A 3,292-nucleotide genomic window follows, 5' to 3' on the forward strand; every position below is an offset into this window, starting at 1 on the left:
TGCTTCGAACGGGTAACCGGACCAATAATGTCGAAGGAATAGTCCGTCAATTTCTTAAAGGACTCTCCAAATTTATCACAGTATTTCTTCATGTTGTCTTCGTTGGTCAGGTCGGAATAACCAAGGTCGATCCACTTCCCTTCGATGAGAGACATCATTGTCTCGTTAGTCTTCTGCGCCCAAAGCCCCATGCCCGGATCCGGTCGCGTCGTTCCCAGAAGTTTGATCTTAGCCGCCGCCAATTCATCATATAACGCGGAAGCGCCAGCCGCCGGCGAGAGCAGTATCAATGTGAACAGCGTTGCGGACAATCTCAGCATGGGAGGTCCTCGATCAGCCAATTGTTGCGACATGACTTTGGCGACCAGTAATAAACGACCGTTGGTTTTCATAGGTCAAGGCTGATTGTTATGCTGGCCTGGCCTCAAGCTGGCGCGATGAAGGGCTTCGAAATCGCCTGGAAGACCGGCAGGGCTTCCATCCGTGTGGCGTGGGCTTCCAGAGCCGGAAAGCCCGTCAGCGAAACCAGCCCGGGATGGGCCTCGTCGATGAAGCGGAGCGCCGCGGCAACCGCGATGTCGGCGTGACCGATGCGGCCGTCGAACCAGTATGGTGTCGGCCCCTCCTGACGATCGGCCTCCAGCACAGCCAGAACAGCTTCGATCTGTGTACGGCAGCGCCCGATCCAGAGGTTCGAGACTTTCTCGTGCAGTCGCAATTCGTAGAACAGGCTGATCGCCTTGTCGCCCAGCCCGGTCGCAAGGGCCGAGACCTTCAGCGCCTGATGGCGCGCCGGTTCGGTCGCCGGAAACACCCGTCGGTCGGCCGGAACCAGGCTGTCGAGGTAGTCGAGCATCAAATGGCTCTCGATCAGCACCTCGCCATTGTGTCGAGCCCCAGTATCGGCACATTGTAGGGCCGAATCTTGTCGGCATCGCCGAAGGCCGACCAGGAACGATGTTCGTAGGCAATTCCATACAAGGTCAGCGCGATTCCGACGCGGCGGACGAAAGGCGAGTCATACTGGCCGATGAGGATCATGCCATTCTTGTACGGCAAGAGGCTGTTTAAGGCGTACTGCCAGAGGGCTTGAGTTTGATGGCCAATCGACCCCATCCTGCAGGTATATCTGCGCCGGCAATCCCGTCTCACTGAAGTAACAGCCCATGGCTCTTTTCGAACTCACCCTTGTCCTGCTTTTGATCGCTGTCGCGCTGACGGCGCTGTCGCGGCGCGTACAGGTTCCCTATCCCTCTTTGCTGGCGCTGGCCGGGGTGGCCATCGCCTTCGTGCCTGGCGTGCCGACCATAGAGATCGATCCGGAACTGGCGCTAGCCCTGTTCATCGCGCCGGTGCTGCTCGATGCCGCCTATGATACCTCGCTGCGCGATCTCAACCGCTACAGGGTGCCGCTTGTGCTGCTGGCGCTTGGCGCCGTCCTTTTCACGACAGCGACGGTCGCACTTGCCGGCTGGGCGATGGCAGGCCTGCCGATCGCCGCGGCCATAGCGCTTGGCGCCATCGTGGCGCCGCCCGATGCGGTTGCGGCATCGGCCGTGCTTGGCCAGTTCAAGGTGCCGCACCGCATCACTGCCATTCTGCAAGGCGAGAGCCTGCTCAACGACGCCACCGCCTTGCTGATCTACCGGATGGCGATTTCGGCGGCGGCAGGTTCCATTCTGCTGAGCAGCGCCGTTCCGATGATCCTGCTGTCCACGCTCGGCAGTCTTGCGGCCGGCTACCTGCTTGGCCGGGTGTCTCTGATGACGCTGGGCCGGATCGAAGACCCGGCGAGCGGCACTGTGGTGCAATTTGCCGGCACATTCGGGGTCTGGATCCTGGCCGACAGGATCGGACTGTCGGCCATCATCACCATAGTCGTCTATGCCATGACGATCGCCCGCACCGCGCCGCGCCGCATGCCGGCCAGAAACCGCATCAGCTCCTATTCGGTCTGGGAGACGGCGGTCTTCGTGCTCAATGTTCTGGCTTTCGTGCTGATGGGCCTGCAGGCGCGTACGATCGTCGGCCGGCTTGCCGGGCAAGGGCAGACCGATGCGTTCGTCCTGGCTGGGACAGTGCTTGCCATCGTCATCGTCTCACGCCTCATCTGGGTGTTGGGGTGCGGCGCGATCATCAGGTGGTTTGGCCGTTTCGGCGTGGCTGATCGTCAGCGTGACGCTCCGTCGTTTCGTGGCGGCGTGCTGATCGGCTGGTGCGGGATGCGCGGTTTGGTGACGCTTGCGGCGGCATTCGCCCTGCCGGCTGACTTCCCGGCCCGCGACCCGATCGTGCTCGCTGCCTTCACGGTTGTGCTCGGCACGCTGGTGCTGCAAGGCATGAGCCTGAAGCCGCTGCTGCGCCTGCTGAACCTCGACCCTGACGAAACGGTCGACCGCGAGATCGCGCAGGCGCGCGTCGTGGTCATGCAAGCCGCGCTCGACATATTGAGCGGCAAGACATCGGACGCGGCGGCCGCGGTGCGCGAGCAATATGCCGCTCAACGCAAGATCGCCAAAAATCCCGACGATGCCCAGGCGGCGACCGAATATGACCGCTTGCGTCTTTATGCGATCAAGAGCCAGCGCGACGCGCTGGAGGAATTGCGCCGCAACGGGACGATTGGCGACGAAGCCTATCATCGCCTTGAGGAAGAGATCGACTGGACCGAACTGGCGGCGTCGCCACCCGGCCGTTTCCAGCCGCTGAATACATAAGGCATCGCACGCCGTTTTCCGGCGCACGGAAGATATCGAAGTGCTTCGGGATCGGTGCATGATCCCGGTGAAGGGCAAGGCTGGTCCAAGCCACGTCCATTCTCCTGCACATTGCCACCGTGGCATCGAACCGTTACTGCCAACACGAAATTGAGCCGGATAAGCAATGAAGCTGGTCAGCTACAACATCCAGTACGGGTTCGGCGGCGACGGCCGCTACGATCTTTCGCGCGCCGCGCGCATCGTTGCCGGCGCCGACATCATTGCGCTGCAAGAGGTCGAGCGGCACTGGCAGCGCAGCAATTTCGACGACCAGCCGGAACTGCTTTCGCGTCTGCTGCCCGAACATCACTGGGTCTACGGCCCGGCCTTCGACATGGATGCCAGCGAAAGGCGCGACGGCCGTCTGGTCAATCGGCGCCGCCAGTTTGGCACCATGCTGCTGTCGAAACTTCCGATCGTCTGGTCGCGGCTGCATGCGCTGCCGATGCGCCGCACGCAGCGGCCGCTCAACACCCGCAACGCCGCGCTTGAATGCATGATCCGCACCCCGGCAGGGCCGGTGCGGGGGTTGT

Annotated in this window: 3 protein-coding genes and 1 pseudogene; 2 read left to right on the forward strand and 2 right to left on the reverse strand. The window is 62.0% G+C overall.

What is annotated here, in order from left to right; genetic code table 11:
• The coding region (locus EN939_RS26510) for a hypothetical protein (RefSeq protein WP_164751234.1) at positions 1-392 on the reverse strand (392 nt) is incomplete at its 3' end.
• 32 nt (positions 393-424) lie between these two features.
• Positions 425-1,041 (reverse strand): annotated as a pseudogene (locus EN939_RS26515) (glutathione S-transferase family protein).
• Positions 1,042-1,166: 125 nt separating this feature from the next.
• Between EN939_RS26515 and EN939_RS26520 the strand changes: the two are divergent.
• Together EN939_RS26520 and EN939_RS26525 are read left to right on the forward strand one after the other, a co-directional pair.
• Positions 1,167-2,717, forward strand: coding sequence for a cation:proton antiporter (locus EN939_RS26520; protein WP_127270713.1), 1,551 nt, complete (start codon positions 1,167-1,169; stop codon positions 2,715-2,717).
• 166 nt (positions 2,718-2,883) lie between these two features.
• Positions 2,884-3,292 (forward strand): endonuclease/exonuclease/phosphatase family protein (locus EN939_RS26525; RefSeq protein WP_335930807.1); only part of this gene is annotated, 409 nt, incomplete at its 3' end.

It is taken from the genome of Mesorhizobium sp. M7A.F.Ca.CA.002.05.1.1 (assembly GCF_003998335.1).
Taxonomy (GTDB): Bacteria; Pseudomonadota; Alphaproteobacteria; order Rhizobiales; family Rhizobiaceae; genus Mesorhizobium.